Raw genomic sequence first — 14,226 nt, forward strand, 5'->3', positions numbered from 1 at the left:
CTACAACCATGATCGAATTAAACAAAAACTAAAGGGATTGAGCCCGGTGCAATACCGGACTCAATCCCTTCTGGTAACCTAATTAAACTGTCCAACTTTTGTGGGTCAGTTCAGGGTTGATTGGGGTACTTTTTGCCTGTCAAATTGCTATAAATCGCTCCAGCCATCACCAGCAAAACAGAATCTACCATTACTGGGAAAAACGCATACCGGTAATGCATCACACCCCCTAAAACTGCAATCAGAGCCACTGCAGCTGCGGGCGGGTGCAAACAGCGCAATACGAACATCCCCAAAATGGATAGGCTGGCAGCTAATGGCAAAGCGATGAGTGGCTCTCCCACCAAATGCACTACTGAAATTCCGACGATTGCAGAAAGGGTATTGCCAGCAACGACTGCCCAAGGTTGAGCCATGGGACTTTGAGGCAAAGCAAACACTAGTAGGGCACTAGCGCCCAAAGAGGCCATCAGCCACTCATCAATTCCACTGAGATCTCGTAAATACCTAGCGACTAAGAGAACAAGCCCCAGACCAATAAAGGCCCCCAATACCGAACGCATACGCTCTACCCAAGATACCGGTGGCTGATCCCCACCCAAATAGAAGGAGTAGCGCTTGAGGTAATACCGCAGGGTATGTTTCATGAAATGATGCAGAGGCAAATGAAGGTGATGAAGCTATCTTAATGCTAGTAAGAAAAATGGCTGCCCACAGGCAGCCATTTGATAAAGGCTAGTAGAAAGTTAGGCTTTCTCTTATGCCTTCTTAGCGTATGCAGAGCACCAACCTGGGCCAGCAACTTGCTTAGCACCAAACAAAGAGCAACCACCAGCAGCAGAACCAACCTTGCCTTGATAGAGGGCGCAGTTATCGCACTTTTGACCAGCAGCATACTTAGGATACTTTGCTTTATCTACTTTAGAGGCATCAGCCTTGTAACCCAAAGCAGCAGCTTGTGGATCTGTTTCAGCAACCATTGCTTGAGCCTGAACTTTACCGTTCAAGGCTAATGTGCAAGCACCAGCAGCAGACAAAATCATAAATTGGCGACGACTGTTTTTCATATGAACTCCAGATAGTGATGTGGAACAAAAGTGATGTCTGAGAGGATCATAGAGCAGATGAAATTACTCGAGTATTGGTTATGTAAGTAATTGATTTATATAGCTATTTACTTGAGAACAGTTCTCAAAGAATAAATCCCGTTTCTGGGTTGCAGTTTTTAAATGGAATTAGCGCCAGCCCTTGAGCTTCATGCAGTTGATACGCTGGCGTACATGCACTCCAGAGCCCGCTTCAGGATAGGCTTGAGCACATTCAATCGCATCGCGTTCAAAAGTAGCTTTATTGTTTTTAGCGGGATCAATATTGTTATCTGGATAAGCAGAACAGGCAGATAAAACTGCTACAAGCAAGATTAACTTGCTTGCATTAGCAAGATAGCGCCTCTTGGTAAGGCTCAATTTCACTATCAGGGTCCTAGCGCTTTTCAAGGAGAGAAAGGAACTCTCTACGCAAATTAGAGTCTTTTAAGAAAGCACCCCGCATGACGCTATTCACCATTTTTGAGTCTCGATCTTTCACGCCACGCCACTGCATACAAAAGTGATCAGCGTCCATCACGATTGCTACGCCAATTGGCTTGATCTTTTTTTCCAGCATATCGGCTAACTCCACTACTGCCTCTTCCTGAATTTGTGGGCGGCACATCACCCACTCAGTTAAGCGCGAATACTTTGATAGGCCAATTAATGCAGATTCTTTACTTGGTAATACTCCAATCCAAATGCGGCCCATGATGGGGCACAAATGGTGTGAACAAGCACTACGAACGGTAATGGGTCCAATAATCATCAGCTCATTGAGACGGCTGACATTAGGAAATTTAGTTAAAGTCGGCTGCTCTATATAACGGCCATTAAACACTTCTTTAACAAACATTTTGGCAACACGTTTACTAGTATTTTTAGTGTTGTGGTCGCTCTGTGTGTCGATGACCAAACTCTCGAGCACGGCTTGCATTTTTTCTGCGACTTCATCGACCAGACCCTCTAGCTCGCCTGGCTCAATAAATGCAGAAATGTTGTCATTAGCATGAAAGCGAGCTTTCTGAGCCTCGATACGGCGACGAATGACAACGGACAAGGGAGTGCCAGCATCACCCTTACTCACACTCGCTCTTTTTACCGCCACTGAATTACTGCCCTTTTTAATAAGCTGCTTAGCACTTTTTGCAACTGTCGTCTTGTTCGTTACAGTTTTTTTGGTTAGGGTCTTTTGAATTGCCATAATTAATTGTCTCGTATTGTTAGCTAATTTGCTTGCCGCTAAGGTTTATAAATAAGATTTGGGAAATACTCAGATTTGAAAAAAGATGGCCACCACACAAGCCAAACCAGCTAACCAAACAATGGATCTAGTCGTTGGCCAATTAGCCACATAGCAGATTAAGTAAGCAATTCTCATCAAGACAAACCCAATGGCCAGTAAATCAACCCTATCTTGCGGGGCATTTGCTATAGATGCAATGATCACCGCCACAAAGAAAAGCGGCAGTGACTCAAATAAATTAGCTTGGGCTGCATTGGCTCGCGCCCGAAAGCCCGTCTGCTTAGCCAACCATTGGCGTGGCATAGCATTGTCATATCCGTCAAAACCCTTCTTAGCAATGCCAGCAGCGACATAAGGAAAGAGCCCCATAAAAAGTACACACCAATAAGCAATGGTCATGACTATCCTTTTTTCTTGGAGCCAATTCGGCTCTCAGTGCCATTCATGAGATTGCGAATGTTACTGCGATGGCGCCATATTAATAGGCAGCACACCACTAGGAGAGCAATTCCCATTGGCTGAAAACCAAACAAAAATACAAAATAGATTGGTCCAAATACAGCAGCGGCTAAAGCTGCCAGAGAAGAGTAGCGCATAAAGGTTGCCACGATGATCCAAGTACTTAAGGTGGCCAAGCCTAAAATCCAGTTGATTCCAAACAAGATGCCACAAGCAGTAGCAACACCCTTCCCCCCTTTAAAGCCATGAAATATCGGAAAGAGATGACCTAAGAAAACTGCTAACACCACACCACACAATAGCCAAGAATTTAATGTGGAAGTTAGGGACTCATCACCAAGCAATACGCGGGCAAGCATGACCGCAAAATACCCTTTGAGCGCATCCCCAATCAAAGTCAAGGCAGCTGCTAATTTGTTACCTGTCCGCAAAACATTGGTAGCGCCAGGGTTACCTGAGCCATAAGAATGAGGGTCTGGCAAGCGCATGCACTTACTCACCACTACAGCAAAAGAGATGGATCCAATGAGATAAGCAAGTGGAATAAGTAAAAGGTCAGGAGTGAAAGTCATAACGCTATCTTAAACAGATGTTTCATTCATCGCCTTTAAATGACCCGCATAGTGGAAAATACCAGAAAAAAAAGGGGGGGTGCATGCCATTATTCATAACAAATCTGATCAACAGGAATGGGGTGCAGTCAGTCGAATTGCCTAAAGAAGCACATTTTTACCGCGCAACATCAAAAGTGTGGGTAAAAGTTCGAGGGCAAGAGCTTGTGATTACTCCCCTCATGAATACATGGGATCAATTTTTCCTAAAAGGCCCAAACGTTAGCGATGATTTTTTTAACGAACGATAGTAAAAATCGCTATTGCCTGTTCTTTCAGCCGCCCTCAAATAGTAAGCACTTAAACCTTACTCAAGATAATCTTTTTATTCGTGACACACCCTAGGCAACTTTCCCATGTCTTTCTTGCGAATTGCGTAACATTCACCTTCCTGAATACGGCTTTTGTGGTTTCACGCCATGTTTCTCGGATAACTCGATGTATCCATCAACTGCATCTTCAAAGGCTTGGATCAACTCGACCCTTGACTCACCATGAAAAGAGACAATGTCTGTGATGCCTGCCAGATGACCAACAAAAATATGATCTTCTGCATCAAAATGAAAAATAGCGGAATAATTTTTATAACTCAGTACCTGTGTCATGGCCACCACCCCTAAGTTAGGTAAAACTACATGTTACCCTCGAGGATGATGTTGCTGATGAATCGACTTCAGTCGCTCCCTAGCCACATGGGTATAGATTTGAGTAGTAGAAATATCAGCATGACCCAAAAGTAATTGCACCACCCTCAAATCAGCCCCGTGATTAAGAAGGTGGGTTGCAAAAGCATGACGTAGAGTATGTGGAGATAGAGCGACAGGAATATTGGCAATCGTGGCATATCGCTTAATCAGAGCCCAAAATGCTTGCCGTGTTAACCCAGTACCCGTATGACGCCCTACAAATACTGCATCTGAGGTCTTTCCCTCTAAAAGAGGCGCCCTTCCTTGCTCAAGGTAGCGCCGCAACCACTGACCAGCCTCTCCACCAAAGGGTACTAAGCGCTCTTTACCGCCCTTGCCATTAACAACCCTAATAACGCCTTCATTCAAACCTAAAGCAACCGTTTTTAAAGAAACGATCTCAGAGACACGCAAACCACTGGCGTACATTAATTCAAGCATCGTGCGATCACGCAAGCCAAGCGCAGTTTCAACATCTGGTGCATTTAGTAAAGCAGTTACTTGATCTTCACTTAAGGTCTTTGGAAAACGCAATGCCTGTTTAGCTGCCCGCAAACCAATACAAGGGTCACTTTTGACTAAGTTCATGCGCAAGGCATGACGATAAAAACGCTTGAATACTGTAAGCCTGCGATTTGCAGTAGTAGCTTTATCGGTACGCCGATGCGCAATGTAAGCCGTGAGATCTTTCTCAGTCACTGAGTAAAGATCAGCGCCAGAGTCTTTATAAAGCCACTGTGCCAAAAGTGACAAATCTCGCCTATAGGCAGACAAGCTATTTTGAGCTAACCCGTCTTCTAGCCAACAAGCATCACAGAAGCGTTCTATTGCTTCCTGGCTTGAAGAGTGCATATTATTTTGTAGCCTCTTCGAGCTTTTCTGCCAACCAAATCTTCATCAGCGACTGATATGGAACATCAATCTTATTCGCCTGCAGCTTAATACCCTCCAAGAAACTCTGGGATAAACGTAGAGATATTGAAGCCGTTGTAGGCTTCAAATTTGGCATCGTCACCCTCTTAGCCTTTGATAAGTCAAAATAATCTGAAGCATCATTTTTCTCCCAAAAAATGCGCTCTTCTTTTTCGCTTTTGAAGTTTGGAATTGATAATTTATTAGGCTTTTTCATAGAATGCCCTCTCTTTTTTGCTCATAGACCTCGCAGAAACGATACGAATTAGAGTTTCCTGACTACGCAAAGTAAAAATAATTGATAACAGCCTCATAGCATTCGTAATACCCAAAGCCAGAAACCGAGCCTCACGATGACTATGCTGCTCATCATCTTCAATCAGTAAAGGTTGATTGAAAAAAATTTCTTCAGCCTCACCCTGAGAAACTCCATGCTTATCGTGATTCTTATAAGCGTTTCCAGCATCCCATTGAAATCCAACTATTTTTTGAAAATTGATCATTCATGTATATTACCATAGTATACATTTCCACAACTTGCAAGTGGTCATTAATCCCTGAAGTTATTAAATCCTAATGGCGCCTCTGTTACTTCTTTCTTGAGCAATGCCATGGTTGCCTGAAGATCATCACGCTTAGCACCAGTAACACGCACTGCATCACCTTGAATGCTGGCTTGCACTTTCAGCTTACTGTCCTTAATAATGCGCACTACCTTCTTTGATAATTCAGAGGTAATCCCCTTTTGAATCTTCATGGTTTGCTTGCGCTTATCACCGCCAATGGTCTCGGTTTTGTCATCCTTCAGATAACGAACATCCACATTGCGCTTGGCCATTTTGCTAATGAGAACATCACGTACTTGACCTAATTTGAAATCATCATCGCCAAATAAAATGAGGGTTTCATCTTTTTGCTCAACACGACTATCGGAGCCCTTGAAATCAAAACGATTCGTGATTTCCTTATTCGACTGCTCAATAGCGTTCTTCAACTCAATCATGTCGGGTTCACACACTACGTCAAATGAGGGCATCTCAAACTCCTTAAATAATCTCAATTATTAAACTAGCAATTGCATACTGGCCATATTACTTTTCGACTTTTTCAATAAATTTCCGCGAAAAAGTCGAACACGAATAAGATTGTGGCATGAACTCCGCAAAAAATGCGCTCAACCAAGCAAAATTGACCCCCAATATGGGGCTCAAGCATCGCAACACCTTTGGCCTAGATGCTATTGCAGAGCTTGCTTATGAAATTACCTCAGCAGAGCAATTGCCATGCCTTCTCAAGGAGCTCAGATCCCAAAATCCAGTATGGCGAGTTTTAGGTGGCGGTAGCAATGTTATCTTGCCAAATCAATTGCCTGGTGCAACGTTGCTCATGAATATCCCAGGTCAAGAAGTTTGCAAATCAGACGAGCAAAACACCTGGGTATCGGTTGGTGCTGGCGTAAATTGGCATGAATTTGTTGCTTGGACGCTAGAACAAAACTTGCCTGGCTTAGAGAATCTGGCATTAATACCAGGGACCGTTGGAGCGGCGCCTATCCAAAACATTGGGGCATATGGTGTTGAAGTCGGTGAATATATTGATAGCGTCGAAGCTTTTGATTCTGTGGAACAAGCCTTTGTCACCCTCTCACAAGCAGCATCTCAGTTTGCTTACCGTGATAGCCACTTTAAGCGCAACCCGCAGAGATACATCGTGACAAAGGTTATTTTTAAATTCCCCAAGACTTGGAAGCCACGACTGCAATACGCTGATCTCGCTAAACAATTTAATCACTCCAATCCACTGCCAAGTGCAAAAGATATTTTCTCCGCGGTCTGTCAAATTCGCTCTCAGAAGCTGCCGGATCCCAATGTGATTGGTAATGCGGGGAGTTTCTTTCAAAACCCCGTTGTATCAAATGAGCAGCATGAGGAATTGCTTAAACAATTTCCAAATCTAGTGTCTTACCCAGACTCACCTGGCATGCACAAGCTTGCAGCTGGATGGCTTATTGATCAATGTGGCTTTAAAGGACAACGCCTAGGCCCTGTGGGAGTGTATGAAAAGCAAGCACTTGTTCTAGTCAATCATGGTGGTGCCAACTCTACAGATATCCTAAATCTTGCAAAAGTGATTCAAGAGAAAGTAATGAAAACTTTTCAAGTGCAACTCGAAATCGAGCCAAATATTTTCTGAAAGTCAGCAAATAACCCCAAGGATCAATTGGTCTTAACAATAGATGTAGGATTTAGTGATGATTCAATATCCTGCAACCCTCATGAGAGATGGCGACTACATACTAGTCACATTTAAAGATGTGCCTGAAGCTATTACATTTGGAGAAACCGAGAAAGATGCTCTCGAGAAGGCCGTTGAAGCGCTTGAGACTGCTCTATCGTTTTATGTTGAAGCAAATAAGGATTTTCCTAGGCCAAGTATTATGACTTCGGGCGAAAAAATGGTTTGTGTATTAGAAACAAATATTTATAGCATTAGGCAAGCGCAAAATTCAAGCTAATACGCGCTTGACTTCACCTTTGGCATACCTAACTTTCTTGCTCTACTCAAATCATATGCAGCCTGCTGAGCCAACCATATATCTGCACTACCGCCATTTTTTACATCCAGCCACTTCTCAATTCGCAAGGCCATATCTGGAGAGATTGCAGCTTTTCCATTAACCACCCTAGAGAGAGCAACACGCGTGACGCCTAGCTGGTCGGCCGCCTCGGTTACGCTAATACCGAGCGCTGGAAGAATATCCTCCTTAATTATCAAGCCTGGATGCGGAGGGTTATGCATGATAGGAAATAATTTCAAGCATTGAGTGAGGCTTGTAATCATAGCCTAGGGTATTAGCACTAAAGCTGTTATGGGCATGAAATATCTCTCTTAAATATTGCAAAATGCAATATAATTTTCTTATGAGAGTAATATCAAATCGCCGTCTTGTAGAGTTTTCAGCCAAGCATAAGGACTCGCAGGAAGCTCTTCAAGCCTGGCGCAAACTGATGGAGTTTGGCTTTTTTAAAAATTTTTCTCAACTTAAAGATGTTTTTACATCAGCAGATAAAGTTCGAGACTTATATGTATTTAATATCTGTGGAAATAAGTATCGCTTAGTTACATATCTCCAGTTTGAGAGGCAATTGTGTTACATCAAAGCGGTTTTAACCCACAAAGATTATGACAAGGATGGGTGGAAAAAATGAATCTAAACGATCTACAAAAGGCTTGGGAGGCGCTTTCTAAAAAGGTCGACTTGAGCCCAATTCACTCCGAGAAACAATATCGAAAGATGGTTGAGCTCGCTGATATGCTCAGCGATGTCATTGGCTCCTCTAGGAAGCACCCTCTTCTAGATTTATTTGAGCTCGTAAGCGAATTAATTCGAGCGTACGATCTAGAACATTTCGATGTTCCTGATGCTAAACCCCAAGTGCTGCTTTCATTCCTGATGGAACAACATCATCTGAAGCAATCCGATTTGCCTGAAGTAGGCAATCAAAGTGTTGTTTCTCAAATTCTTTCGGGGGCTAGGCAACTCAATGTTCGCCAAATCAATTCCTTGGCAAAACGCTTTAAGGTGCCAGCGGGAGTTTTCTTTGAGCGCGCTTATTAATCCTCCCCGATCCTCGAAAACTCAACATCCACTCTACCCTCTGCCAGACGAACCTCAAATCCATCTTGGGTATTGAGCTCTTTTGGATTTCGCACAGCATGCATAGTTTTCTCGGCTTTACTCAAGATCACCGCATAACCCCGCTCTAGGGTTCTCTGCGGATTGAGCATCTCCAATTGAGATTGATAGTGAGATTGATCGCGTTTCCAACTATCCAGCCTTACCAACCAAGCTTGATTGAGGCGTTGCTGCCAAGCAGTGATTTGTTCTCGCATACGATCAGGGTTTGGTAGGGCATGACTTAAACGCAATGTCAACTGATCTAAGGTCTGTGCTTCACGCTCTACACGTTGACTTACTCTTTGAATGAGAGCTTGAGAAATAGCCTCTAATTCTTGCAAGAGTTGATCTCGGCGTGGAGCCGCCAACTCTGCCGCACCAGTGGGAGTGGGTGCACGCAAGTCAGCCACAAAATCGGCAATCGTTACATCGGTTTCGTGACCAACACCGCTCACAATGGGAATGCTTGATAATGCAATCGCATAAGCCAATTTCTCATCATTAAACGCCCAAAGATCTTCAATACTGCCGCCGCCACGCACTAACAAAATCACGTCCACTGCATTTTCTTCTTGAGCATTTCTTAAGGCATTAATGATTCCAGCTGGCGCTTCAGGACCCTGCACTAAGCTTGGGTAGATCACAATCGGAATATGCGGAGCTCTTCTTTCCAGGGTGCTTAAGACATCTTTTAAAGCAGCAGCTTGCAAAGAGGTAACAATGCCAATTGCCCTGGGGTGTGTGGGAATGGGTCGTTTTTTCTCAGCATCAAATAAGCCCTCTTTAGCCAACTTGGCTTTGAGCTTCAGAAAAGCCTCATAAAGACCACCCATGCCCGCACGACGCATGCTTTGCACAGTGAGCTGAATATCGCCTCGTGGAACATAAAACCCCACATTGGCAGCTAACTCGACTAAATCACCTGATTGGGGCATAAAACCCACCTGAGCATTGCGACCACGGAACATCACACAGCGAATTTGCCCCTCTTCATCCTTGAGAGAAAAGTACCAGTGCCCGCTGTCATAAGCTTTGAAGTTGGAAATCTCCCCGCTAACCCAAACAGCATCAAAGCGCTCCTCCAACGAGCTTGCAATGGCGCGGTTAAGATCGCTAACACTGAGGATTTCTCTTGATATTTCCGACATTTTTTCTCTTCATCTACGCATTTATGGGGCTTGGCAAGCAATAAATATCCACAGAAACTGATACTGCCTTGAAATAATCCTTAAAAGTAAGTAATTACTGACCCAAATCGTCTCATAAATCCAACATACAGATCTTAAGTTATTGATTTAATTAAATAAATATTACCTTCAATTTGGGGAATTCCAGTCTAAAAACCTCCTAATTGACGATCAATCAAGGACTTACGAACAATTATCTCTAAAGTTTTGCACAGAGTTATCCACAGGAAGGCATTCTGAAAACCCATTTTTAATTCAGCTAAAGTACTGGGCATATGTACTCAATCTTACTGTCTGCAGGCTGGCCTATTTGGCCCCTCCTCATTATCTCCATTATCGGGCTAGCAATAATCATTGAGAGAGCCTGGTATTTACGCAAAATTCATATATTCCCCAAGGGTAGCCTAGAGTCCTTGTTCGGCCTAGCCAATGCGATTGCAGATGGCAAAAAACTGGCTGATGCCCAAATTAGCGCTGTGAGCACATTGTCGCCAGTTGGCTCTCTGTTTGCTTGCATCTTGCACGAAAAAGCTACTGGTAGCTCTGCAAATGCCGCCTTTGAGGAGTTGCAGGCAGTGGCGCAAACCACTTGGCTCAAGTTAGAACGCTATTTAGGAGCATTGGCAACCATAGCTACCGTTGCTCCATTACTCGGACTCTTTGGTACCGTAGTTGGCATGATCGAAATCTTTGGCAGCCAAGGAGCTGTTCAAGGTGTGGCTGGGAGCCCCCAGCAACTCGCGCATGGCATTTCAGTGGCTTTGTACAACACTGCCTTCGGCTTACTGATTGCCATCCCCGCATTGGCTGCATGGCGTGGTTTGCGTGCGATGGCAAATCAACGCCAACAGGAGTGTGAAGAATTCACGAGACAGCTATTTAAAAAACTCTACCCTAGCTCATCTCAGGGCACAGACCATCAATGAGTTGGCTTAGTAACAATCCATCCTATCGCGGACGATTTTCCCTTGGCGTGAAATCTTCCTCAGCGGAGCCTGAGATTAATCTCATTCCCTTTATTGATGTTCTGTTGGTGGTTTTAATTTTCTTGATGATCTCAACGACGTTCACACGCTTTCAGGAGCTCGCCATCACTCTGCCTACTGCAAGTGGAGTAGCGCATCAAGCAGAGGCCAAACAAATTCATATTGCGGTCAGCCGTGATGGCCGCTTTGCTATCAATGGCAAAGTAACGGATCGAAATCAACTCAGTCAGCAACTGAGCAAGCAACTGAACTCTATCAATGCCGACAAAGAAAATAGTGTGCAAGTGAGCATTGACGCGGATGCTAGAGCACCGCACCAGGCAGTGATGAATGCCTTAGAGGCTGCCCGCGATGCCAATTTATCGAATATTGTTTTTAGTAGTCAGACCAAGAAATAATTACACTGTGATTTGGTATGTCATCTACTAAACCCTCTTCGCGCCTCTTGCAATTCAATACTGCGCCCAAATTTTGGGAAAGGCGTGGGCCCACAAGCCTATTGCTTTGGCCACTGTCATGGCTATATGGTTTGATCAACCGCACGCTTGACCTTCTTACTGAAATCGGAGTTAGGAATCGTAAACCCCAAGCAGTACCAATCATTATTGTGGGCAATATTCGGGTTGGTGGTACCGGTAAAACACCGATTGTGATTGCTCTGGCCGAACGTTTGGCACGGATGGGCTGGAAACCTGGAATCATTAGCAGAGGTTATGGTGCTTCTTCCTCAATGCATCCGATCGAAGTACATAGCAATTCTGATCCCACAAAAGTAGGTGATGAGCCGGTGCTAATCGCTAAACGCACTCAAGATCAATTTCCGCTTTGGGTTCATCCTCAGCGCGTTAAAAGCATTCGCTCTTTGCTAAAGAAAAATCCTCTTGTTAATGTCATCATTAGTGACGATGGCTTACAGCATCGCGCCCTGGCTCGCTGGCCAGCCAGAGAAGGAGGTCGTGATATTGAATTCGTGGTACGTGATCAACGCGGAGAAGGGAATGGGTTTCTATTGCCCGCCGGTCCCTTACGCGAGCCTGCCTCGCGTGATCGAGATGCCACCTTAATGATGTGTCCAGAAATCGCTAATGCTCTAATGGGCGAATATTTTTTGGGCAGACGTGCATTTCACTTACAAAGTGCTCTGGGGCACCCTTACCAATTAATTGATTCGAGTAAGACCCAAACCTTTGAAGCAATTGCATTGGATTGCTCACCCGAAAAAGTCACTGCTATTGCCGCTATCGGCAATCCTCAGCGCTTTTTTGATGATTTAAAAAACCAAGGCATTACCGCTAAGTGCATTGGCTTACCTGATCACAGCTCCTTTACAAAAGAGTTTCTCGAATCGATCAATGCCCAATGTATTCTGATTACGGAAAAGGATGCCGTAAAATGTTCTGAGATAAATGATCCACGCATCTGGGTTGTGCCCATGAGTTTAGAACTCCCAAATGCCCTAGCTGATTGGCTAGAGTCAATTCTGCAAAGACCCGACCCTAATCAATACACTTTATAAAATCATTGAGAGCCAATATGGACAAGAGATTACTCGAGATTTTGGTTTGCCCTTTATGTAAGAGCCCTCTGCATTTAGACGCTGAGAAGCATGAGCTAATTTGCAAGGCAGATCGCTTAGCGTACCCAATTCGTAATGACATTCCAGTAATGTTAGTTGATGAAGCACGCAGTCTTTCTGCCGATGAATGTCTTTAATTCAAGCGGATTCGATTGAAGCCCTTATGAGTAATACAAACCCAGAATTTCTTGTAGTGATTCCTGCTAGATTGGGGTCAACGCGTTTACCTCGCAAGCCACTTGCAGATATTGGCGGCAAACCTATGGTGATTCGAGTTGCAGAGCGAGCCCAACAATCTCTTGCAAACAGTGTCGTGGTTGCAACTGATTCACCAGAAATTCAGGCGGTATGCGATGAGCATAGAGTGGAATGTCTTTTAACCAGTCCAGATCACCCAACGGGAACCGATCGAATTGCCGAAGTAGCGCAATTACTAAAACTCCCTGCCGATACTTTAGTAGTTAATGTTCAAGGTGATGAGCCACTCATTCCTCCCGAATTGATTAATGAGGTTGCACAAACTTTAGCTAACAATGCAAGTTGCGCTATCTCCACCATCGCAGTTCCTATCACCGATCCCGCAGAGATCAACAACCCCAATGTAGTGAAAGTGGTGCTCAATAGAAGCGGGGAGGCTATGTATTTTTCACGGGCAAGCATTCCCTTTGTGCGGGATCCAGAGGCGCTAGCGCAAACTTCCTACTTACGCCATCTGGGTATTTATGCTTATCGAGCCGATTTTCTGCAGGCCTATTCTCGTCTTGAGCCTGCTCCGCCAGAGCAAGCAGAAGCCCTTGAGCAGCTGCGCGCCCTGTGGAATGGCTACCGAATTGCCGTTCATACCGCTTTAGCGGCGCCTCCAGCCGGAGTGGATACTCCGGAAGATCTAGAGCGGGTTCGTCGCATTCTTACCAACTAGGCCAAAATCCTGAGATCAAAAGCTTCTCGGTGATAATCCTAGGGATTGATTTACAGAGAATCCTAAAAAATACGGGACAATAAAGGTCTTCTAAGGGGAAAACAATGCGGTTAATCCTGCTCGGTGCACCAGGTGCTGGTAAAGGCACACAAGCTCAGTTTATTTGCGAAAAATTTAGCATTCCACAAATCTCGACCGGCGATATGTTGCGGGCTGCTGTGAAAGCTGGAACTGAACTAGGCATAGCTGCCAAAAAAATTATGGATGCGGGCGGCCTCGTTTCCGATGACATCATCATTGGCTTAGTCAAAGATCGTTTGACTCAACCTGATTGCAGCAAGGGTTACTTGTTTGATGGCTTTCCCAGAACAATTCCACAAGCACAAGCGATGAAAGATGCTGGCGTGCCTATCGACTATGTATTAGAGATCGATGTGCCGTTTGACGCCATCATTGATCGTATGAGTGGCCGTCGCGTTCACCCTGCTTCTGGTCGTACGTATCACATCAAATTTAATCCACCAAAAGTGGCAGGCAAAGATGATGTGACTGGTGAAGATTTAATTCAGCGCGATGATGACAAAGAAGAGACGGTTCGCAAGCGTTTACAGGTTTATAACGACCAGACTCGTCCTTTAGTTGAGTATTACTCCACCTGGGCCACCCAAAGCAATCCTGGAGATAAAGTAAAAGCTCCTGCATATCGTAAGGTAAGCGGTACGGGTAGCGTTGAAGAGATTACTGCATCAATCTTTGCAGAACTCAAGTAATTGTTGATCTGCATAGGCAAAAAGGACTGCAATTTGAACTGACCCACAAAAGTTGGACACCCAATCCAACTCAAAGGGGTCAGCTTCATGTCCAAATACAGCAAAGA

At 44.5% G+C, this 14,226-nt stretch carries 24 protein-coding genes; 11 read left to right on the top strand and 13 right to left on the bottom strand.

Annotation, left to right across the window (positions count from 1 at the left end; genetic code table 11):
- Positions 1–82: IS3 family transposase (locus tag A2X74_RS10385; RefSeq protein WP_216217840.1), on the top strand; the 82-nt coding region annotated here is incomplete at its 5' end.
- A 28-nt stretch (positions 83–110) separates the two neighbouring features.
- Here the strand turns inward: A2X74_RS10385 and A2X74_RS10390 are convergent.
- The 11 genes from A2X74_RS10390 to A2X74_RS10440 form a co-directional block, all read right to left on the bottom strand.
- Complete coding sequence (locus A2X74_RS10390; protein WP_293625897.1) at positions 111–647, bottom strand: HPP family protein; 537 nt, start codon at positions 645–647, stop codon at positions 111–113.
- Between the two features lie 111 nt (positions 648–758).
- Positions 759–1,067, bottom strand: a complete 309-nt coding sequence (locus A2X74_RS10395) for a high-potential iron-sulfur protein (RefSeq protein ID WP_293625895.1) — start codon at positions 1,065–1,067, stop codon at positions 759–761.
- A 168-nt stretch (positions 1,068–1,235) separates the two neighbouring features.
- Positions 1,236–1,472 carry a hypothetical protein gene (locus tag A2X74_RS10400; RefSeq protein WP_293625893.1) on the bottom strand — a complete coding sequence of 79 codons (237 nt, stop codon included), beginning with the start codon at positions 1,470–1,472 and terminating at the stop codon, positions 1,236–1,238.
- A 10-nt stretch (positions 1,473–1,482) separates the two neighbouring features.
- Positions 1,483–2,292, bottom strand: coding sequence for a GTP cyclohydrolase I (locus A2X74_RS10405; protein ID WP_293625891.1), 810 nt, complete (start codon positions 2,290–2,292; stop codon positions 1,483–1,485).
- A gap of 69 nt (positions 2,293–2,361) precedes the next feature.
- Positions 2,362–2,733, bottom strand: a complete 372-nt coding sequence (locus A2X74_RS10410; protein ID WP_293625889.1) for an MAPEG family protein — start codon at positions 2,731–2,733, stop codon at positions 2,362–2,364.
- Positions 2,734–2,735: 2 nt separating this feature from the next.
- A complete protein-coding gene (gene plsY, locus A2X74_RS10415) occupies positions 2,736–3,365 on the bottom strand; it encodes a glycerol-3-phosphate 1-O-acyltransferase PlsY (protein ID WP_293625887.1) in 630 nt (209 codons plus the stop codon).
- Positions 3,366–3,787: 422 nt separating this feature from the next.
- Entirely contained in the window at positions 3,788–4,009 is a 222-nt protein-coding gene (locus tag A2X74_RS10420; RefSeq protein ID WP_293625885.1) for a hypothetical protein, read from the bottom strand.
- 33 nt (positions 4,010–4,042) lie between these two features.
- Entirely contained in the window at positions 4,043–4,942 is a 900-nt protein-coding gene (gene xerD / locus A2X74_RS10425; RefSeq protein WP_293625883.1) for a site-specific tyrosine recombinase XerD, read from the bottom strand.
- 1 nt (position 4,943) lies between these two features.
- Positions 4,944–5,219, bottom strand: coding sequence for a BrnA antitoxin family protein (locus A2X74_RS10430; RefSeq protein ID WP_293625881.1), 276 nt, complete (start codon positions 5,217–5,219; stop codon positions 4,944–4,946).
- Positions 5,206–5,505 carry a BrnT family toxin gene (locus A2X74_RS10435; protein WP_293625879.1) on the bottom strand — a complete coding sequence of 100 codons (300 nt, stop codon included), beginning with the start codon at positions 5,503–5,505 and terminating at the stop codon, positions 5,206–5,208. Before A2X74_RS10435 ends, A2X74_RS10430 begins: the two co-directional genes overlap by 14 nt.
- 47 nt (positions 5,506–5,552) lie before the next feature.
- Positions 5,553–6,038, bottom strand: a complete 486-nt coding sequence (locus tag A2X74_RS10440; protein ID WP_293625877.1) for a YajQ family cyclic di-GMP-binding protein — start codon at positions 6,036–6,038, stop codon at positions 5,553–5,555.
- Between the two features lie 116 nt (positions 6,039–6,154).
- On the opposite strand from A2X74_RS10440, the gene murB reads away from it, so the two are divergent.
- Together murB and A2X74_RS10450 are read left to right on the top strand one after the other, a co-directional pair.
- Positions 6,155–7,195 carry a UDP-N-acetylmuramate dehydrogenase gene (gene murB / locus A2X74_RS10445; protein WP_293625875.1) on the top strand — a complete coding sequence of 347 codons (1,041 nt, stop codon included), beginning with the start codon at positions 6,155–6,157 and terminating at the stop codon, positions 7,193–7,195.
- 58 nt (positions 7,196–7,253) lie between these two features.
- The gene (locus A2X74_RS10450) at positions 7,254–7,517 is read left to right on the top strand and encodes a hypothetical protein (protein ID WP_293625873.1); all 264 of its coding nucleotides are present in this window, start codon (positions 7,254–7,256) and stop codon (positions 7,515–7,517) included.
- Here A2X74_RS10450 and A2X74_RS10455 read toward each other — a convergent pair.
- Entirely contained in the window at positions 7,514–7,801 is a 288-nt protein-coding gene (locus tag A2X74_RS10455; RefSeq protein WP_299765588.1) for a HigA family addiction module antitoxin, read from the bottom strand. The genes A2X74_RS10450 and A2X74_RS10455 overlap by 4 nt on opposite strands.
- 122 nt (positions 7,802–7,923) lie before the next feature.
- Between A2X74_RS10455 and A2X74_RS10460 the strand changes: the two genes are divergently transcribed.
- Positions 7,924–8,211 (top strand): type II toxin-antitoxin system HigB family toxin, encoded by a 288-nt coding sequence (locus A2X74_RS10460; protein ID WP_293625869.1) that lies wholly within the window; start codon positions 7,924–7,926, stop codon positions 8,209–8,211.
- Positions 8,208–8,621: a transcriptional regulator gene (locus A2X74_RS10465; protein WP_293625867.1), complete on the top strand. Its 414-nt coding sequence runs from the start codon at positions 8,208–8,210 to the stop codon at positions 8,619–8,621. Before A2X74_RS10460 ends, A2X74_RS10465 begins: the two co-directional genes overlap by 4 nt.
- Here A2X74_RS10465 and xseA read toward each other — a convergent pair.
- A complete protein-coding gene (gene xseA / locus A2X74_RS10470; protein WP_293625865.1) occupies positions 8,618–9,829 on the bottom strand; it encodes an exodeoxyribonuclease VII large subunit in 1,212 nt (403 codons plus the stop codon). The genes A2X74_RS10465 and xseA overlap by 4 nt on opposite strands.
- Before the next feature lie 314 nt (positions 9,830–10,143).
- On the opposite strand from xseA, the gene A2X74_RS10475 reads away from it, so the two are divergent.
- The 6 genes from A2X74_RS10475 to adk all read left to right on the top strand — a co-directional run bounded on the left by A2X74_RS10475 (position 10,144) and on the right by adk (position 14,119).
- Positions 10,144–10,794, top strand: coding sequence for a MotA/TolQ/ExbB proton channel family protein (locus A2X74_RS10475; RefSeq protein ID WP_293625863.1), 651 nt, complete (start codon positions 10,144–10,146; stop codon positions 10,792–10,794).
- Positions 10,791–11,252 (top strand): biopolymer transporter ExbD, encoded by a 462-nt coding sequence (locus A2X74_RS10480; protein ID WP_293625861.1) that lies wholly within the window; start codon positions 10,791–10,793, stop codon positions 11,250–11,252. The genes A2X74_RS10475 and A2X74_RS10480 overlap by 4 nt, the downstream gene beginning before the upstream one ends.
- Positions 11,253–11,269: 17 nt before the next feature.
- Positions 11,270–12,370 (top strand): tetraacyldisaccharide 4'-kinase, encoded by a 1,101-nt coding sequence (lpxK, locus tag A2X74_RS10485; RefSeq protein WP_293625859.1) that lies wholly within the window; start codon positions 11,270–11,272, stop codon positions 12,368–12,370.
- A gap of 17 nt (positions 12,371–12,387) precedes the next feature.
- Positions 12,388–12,567, top strand: a complete 180-nt coding sequence (locus A2X74_RS10490) for a Trm112 family protein (RefSeq protein WP_293625857.1) — start codon at positions 12,388–12,390, stop codon at positions 12,565–12,567.
- A gap of 26 nt (positions 12,568–12,593) precedes the next feature.
- Positions 12,594–13,349 carry a 3-deoxy-manno-octulosonate cytidylyltransferase gene (gene kdsB, locus A2X74_RS10495; RefSeq protein ID WP_293625855.1) on the top strand — a complete coding sequence of 252 codons (756 nt, stop codon included), beginning with the start codon at positions 12,594–12,596 and terminating at the stop codon, positions 13,347–13,349.
- 104 nt (positions 13,350–13,453) lie between these two features.
- Positions 13,454–14,119, top strand: a complete 666-nt coding sequence (adk, locus tag A2X74_RS10500; RefSeq protein WP_293625853.1) for an adenylate kinase — start codon at positions 13,454–13,456, stop codon at positions 14,117–14,119.
- The last annotated feature ends 107 nt before the right edge of the window (positions 14,120–14,226 follow it).

Origin of the sequence: Polynucleobacter sp. GWA2_45_21 (assembly GCF_001830325.1) — a bacterium.
GTDB lineage: Bacteria > Pseudomonadota > Gammaproteobacteria > Burkholderiales > Burkholderiaceae > Polynucleobacter.